This window comes from Streptomyces nanhaiensis, assembly GCF_046614825.1.
Classification (GTDB): domain Bacteria; phylum Actinomycetota; class Actinomycetes; order Streptomycetales; family Streptomycetaceae; genus Streptomyces; species Streptomyces radiopugnans.
On sequence record NZ_JBKJFM010000261.1, the window covers coordinates 1 to 4,245 of the forward strand.

The 4,245-nt window shown below is 72.9% G+C and carries 4 protein-coding genes; all 4 read left to right on the forward strand.

From position 1 onward, the window contains the following. The coding region (locus tag ACLIYP_RS29375) for an adenosylcobinamide-GDP ribazoletransferase (RefSeq protein WP_412716122.1) at window positions 1–273 on the forward strand (273 nt) is incomplete at its 5' end. Window positions 274–462: 189 nt separating this feature from the next. Continuing rightward, window positions 463–2,034, forward strand: coding sequence for a leucyl aminopeptidase (locus ACLIYP_RS29380; RefSeq protein ID WP_412716123.1), 1,572 nt, complete (start codon window positions 463–465; stop codon window positions 2,032–2,034). 412 nt (window positions 2,035–2,446) lie between these two features. Next, the gene (lpdA, locus tag ACLIYP_RS29385) at window positions 2,447–3,835 is read left to right on the forward strand and encodes a dihydrolipoyl dehydrogenase (RefSeq protein WP_412716124.1); all 1,389 of its coding nucleotides are present in this window, start codon (window positions 2,447–2,449) and stop codon (window positions 3,833–3,835) included. 59 nt (window positions 3,836–3,894) lie between these two features. After that, window positions 3,895–4,245, forward strand: a 351-nt coding sequence (locus tag ACLIYP_RS29390; RefSeq protein ID WP_412716125.1) for a biotin/lipoyl-containing protein, incomplete at its 3' end; no start/stop codon positions are given.

Below are 4,245 nucleotides of genomic sequence, written 5' to 3' on the forward strand. Positions count from 1 at the left end.
GGGGGGCGGGGGGCGGCGGGGGCGGGGGCGGTGCGCGGGCGGAGTGCCGCCCTGACCTGCGCGGCGGTGGCCGCGGCGGCGGCGGGCGCGGGGGCGCTGTGGGGCCCGTACGGGGCCGTGCGGTGCGCCGCGGCGGTCGCCCTGGCGCTGGGCGCGGCGCACCTGCTGCTGGCCCGCTGCCGCCGCAGACTGGGCGGGGTGACCGGCGACGTCTTCGGCGCCGTGGGCGAAACCGCGCTGACCTCCTGCCTGGTGGTGCTTGCGCTGGGTTAGCGCCCCTCGGAGAATTCCGCGGGACGGTCCGTGCTTCCGTCACGCCCCGCCGTCGGCTCCGGGCGGCGGGCGCGACCCGCCGCCCGGAGCCGACGGCGGGGCCCTCCGGGCCGCGACGTAGGCTCGGCCCGTGCCCGAAGCCGTGCACATCCACTCGGCTTGCCCATCGGAAGAGGGATTCCCACCACTGTGTCTGCTCTCACTCTCAGTTCCTCGTCCGCCGCGACGCTGCGCGCGGACGCCGTCGTAGTCGGTGTGGCCAAGGGCCCGGACGGGCCCGTGGTCGCCCCGGGCGGCGAGCCCCTGGACCAGGCGTTCGGCGGCTCCCTGGCCGGCGTCCTGGAGACCCTCGGCGCGTCGGGCGGTGAGGGGGAGGTCACCAAGCTGCCCGCCCCGGATGGTGTGAAGGCTGACCTGGTGCTGGCGGTCGGGCTCGGTGACGCCCCGGAGGGGGACGGGCCGTACGACCCGGAGGCGCTGCGCCGCGCGGCCGGTGCGGCCGCCCGCGCGCTGGCCGGCCGGAAGAAGGCCGGCTTCGCCCTGCCGGCCGGGGACGAGGCGTCCCTGGCCGCCGTCTGCGAGGGCGCGCTGCTGGGCGCCTACTCCTTCACCGAGTACCGCGGCAAGGAGGACAAGAACGCCAAGGGTTCCAAGAAGGGCAAGGACGGCAAGGGCGGCAAGGGCGGGGACGCCGGCAGGAACGCTCCGCTCGCCGAGGTCACCGTGCTCGGCGCCAGGTCCCGCGACAAGGCGCACAAGGCCGCCGCCGAGCGGGCCGAGGTGCTGGCCGCGGAGGTCAACCGCGCCCGCGATCTGGTCAACACCCCCTCCAACGGCCTGTTCCCGAAGTCCTTCGCCGCCGCCGTGCAGAGCGCGGCCAAGGAGTACGGGCTGACGGTGGAGGTGCTGGACGAGAAGGCGCTGGCCAAGGGCGGCTACGGCGGCATCCTCGGCGTCGGGCAGGGCTCGGCGAACCCGCCGCGCCTGGTGCGCCTGTCCTACACCCACTCCAAGGCGAAGAAGACCCTGGCCCTGGTCGGCAAGGGCATCACCTACGACTCGGGCGGCATCTCGCTCAAGCCGGCCGGCCACAACGAGACCATGAAGTGCGACATGAGCGGCGCCGCCGCCGTCTTCGCCGCCGTGGTCGCCGCCGCCCGCCTCGGCCTGCGGGTGAACGTCACCGGCTGGCTGGCGCTGGCGGAGAACATGCCGTCGGGCACCGCGACCCGCCCGGGCGACGTGCTGACCATGTACAGCGGCAAGACGGTCGAGGTGCTCAACACCGACGCCGAGGGCCGCCTGGTGCTGGCCGACGCCCTGACCCGGGCGTGCGAGGAGAAGCCGGACGCGGTGGTGGACGTGGCGACCCTGACCGGCGCGATGGTGCTGGCGCTGGGCAACCGCACGTTCGGCGTGATGGCCAACGACGACGCCTTCCGCACCGCCATTCACGACAGCGCGGCCGAGGCGGGCGAGCCGTCGTGGCCGATGCCGCTCCCCGGCCACCTGCGCAAGGGCATGGACTCGCCGATCGCCGACATCGCCAACATGGGCGAGCGGATGGGCGGCGGCCTGGTGGCCGGCCTGTTCCTGAAGGAGTTCGTCGCCGAGGGCACCACCTGGGCCCACCTGGACATCGCCGGCCCGGCCTTCAACGAGTCCGGCCCCTTCGGCTACACCCCCAAGGGCGGCACCGGCTGCGCGGTGCGCACCCTGGTCCGCCTCGCCGAGCGCGCCGCGGCGGGGGACGTGGTCTGACCCGCGGTCCGGCGGCCGGCTGACGGCCGCGCGGCGGCCGCGGCGGGCCCGCCCGCGCACCGCCCGTCCGCGCCCGTCCGCGCCCGTCCGCCGGGGTCCGGGACGCTCGGAGCGTCCCGGACCCCGGCGGGTTTTCCGGCCGGTTCCGGCCGGGGCCGCGTTCGCTGTGAGCGATCCGGCCGGCCTACTCTCCGGTAGACACGCGTACCCGCTCGCAATCCTCCTGTTCATCTGGGTATGAGGGGCTGGGACACCGGCCCGGCGTCCCACTCCCCGCCGACAAGTGCAAAGATGTTGTCTCGGCAGGACAGGGCCCGCTCAACCCACAGGGCCGAGCAAGAAGCGGCCGAACATACAGCCGCCCGGTCTCCGACGGACCGGCTCCGGCGTACCCATGCATGGAGGACGTGACGTGGCGAACGACGCCAGCACCGTTTTCGACCTAGTGATCCTCGGAGGCGGTAGCGGCGGTTATGCCGCTGCCCTGCGGGCTTCGCAGCTGGGTCTGGACGTCGCCCTGATCGAGAAGGACAAGGTCGGCGGTACCTGTCTGCACTACGGATGCATCCCGACGAAGGCCCTGCTGCACGCCGGCGAGGTGGCCGACTCCGCGCGCGAGAGCGCCGGCTTCGGCGTCAAGGCCACCTTCGAGGGCATCGACATGCCGGCGGTCCACAAGTACAAGGACAGCGTGATCTCGGGCCTGTACAAGGGCCTGCAGGGGCTGATCGCCTCCCGCAAGATCACCTACGTGGAGGGCGAGGGCCGCCTCTCCTCCCCGACCTCGGTGGACGTGAACGGGCAGCGCTACGAGGGCCGGCACGTGCTGCTGGCCACCGGCTCGGTGCCCAAGTCGATCCCGGGTCTGGAGATCGACGGCGACCGGATCATCAACTCCGACCACGCGCTGACGCTGGACCGCGTGCCGCAGTCCGTCGTCATCCTGGGCGGCGGCGTCATCGGGTGCGAGTTCGCCTCCGCGTGGAAGTCCTTCGGCACCGACGTCACCATCGTCGAGGGCCTGCCCCACCTGGTGCCCGCCGAGGACGAGAACAGCTCCAAGCTGCTGGAGCGCGCCTTCCGCAAGCGCGGCATCAAGTTCTCGCTCGGTTCCTTCTTCGAGAAGGCGGAGTACACCGACAGCGGTGTGAAGGTCTCCCTGGCCAACGGCAAGGAGTACGAGGCCGAGCTGCTGCTCGTCGCCATCGGCCGCGGTCCGGTCTCGCAGGGCCTGGGCTACGAGGAGGCCGGGGTGAACATGGACCGCGGCTACGTCCTGGTGGACGAGTACTGCCGCACCAACGTGCCGACCATCTCGGCCGTCGGCGACCTCATCCCGACCCTCCAGCTCGCCCACGTCGGTTTCGCCGAGGGCATCCTGGTGGCCGAGCGGCTGGCCGGGCTGGACGTCGTGCCGATCGACTACGACGGCGTGCCGCGTGTGACCTACAGCCACCCGGAGGTCGCCTCCGTCGGTCTGACCGAGGCCAAGGCCAAGGAGATCCACGGCGCGGACAAGGTCGTGACGCTGAAGTACAACCTCGGCGGCAACGGCCGGAGCAAGATCCTCAAGACGCAGGGCGAGATCAAGCTCGTCCAGGTCCGCGACGGTGCCGTGGTCGGCGTCCACATGGTCGGTGACCGGATGGGCGAGCAGGTCGGCGAGGCCCAGCTCATCTACAACTGGGAGGCTCTGCCCGCCGAGGTCGCGCAGCTCGTCCACGCGCACCCGACGCAGAACGAGGCCCTCGGCGAGGCCCACCTGGCCCTGGCCGGCAAGCCGCTGCACTCCCACGACTGATCCTCCCGGGCGCGAGAGCACCACGCCATTCGCACTTTTCGTTAGGAGCAACCGAAACCATGGCGGTTTCCGTAACCCTGCCGGCGCTCGGCGAGAGCGTCACCGAGGGCACCGTCACCCGCTGGCTGAAGGCCGAGGGTGAGCACGTCGAGGCCGACGAACCCCTGCTGGAGGTCTCGACCGACAAGGTCGACACCGAGATCCCCTCCCCCGCCTCCGGGACCCTGTCCTCCATCAAGGTCGCCGAGGACGAGACGGTCGAGGTCGGCGCCGAGCTGGCCGTGATCGACGACGGCAGCGGCGCCCCGGCCGAGGCACCCGCCCAGGCCCAGCCCGAGCCGCAGGCCGAGGCGCCCGCCCCGGCTCCGGCCCCCGAGCCGAAGCCCGAGCCCCAGGCCGCCCCCGCGCAG